1 protein-coding gene is annotated in these 342 nt (G+C 61.7%); it reads right to left on the reverse strand.

Going from position 1 to position 342, the window contains the following annotated elements; all coding sequences use genetic code 11:
• On the reverse strand, positions 1-288 hold a 288-nt coding region (locus tag PUR61_RS45705), incomplete at its 3' end, for a hypothetical protein (protein WP_329885765.1).
• Positions 289-342: the final 54 nt, after the last annotated feature.

The following is a 342-nucleotide window of genomic DNA, read 5'->3' on the forward strand; positions in this document are numbered from 1 at the left end:
GGGGGGGGGGCCGCGGGGGAGCCCCCCACACACAGCTCGGCAGAAGCGGGGGGCCCGGCGCCACCACCCCAACCACCCCCCCCCAACCCACCCGAAGCCCCCCCCCCCGGCGCGCCCCCCCTGGCCCCACCCCCCACCCCCCCCCCCCCCCCAAAACCCCACGGCCCGAAACCACCAAACAAAAAAAAAAAACACCACAAAAACAAAACAAAACAAAAAAAAAAAAAAAAAAAAGTACCCCCCAAAAAAAAAAAAAAAAAAAAAAACCCCAACCCCGAAAAACCCCACACCCAAAACCCCCCCCCCATGCAAAACCACGACCCCCCCCACCAACACCCCCCC

The sequence above is a fragment of the Streptomyces sp. BE20 genome (assembly GCF_036322525.1).
GTDB lineage: Bacteria > Actinomycetota > Actinomycetes > Streptomycetales > Streptomycetaceae > Kitasatospora.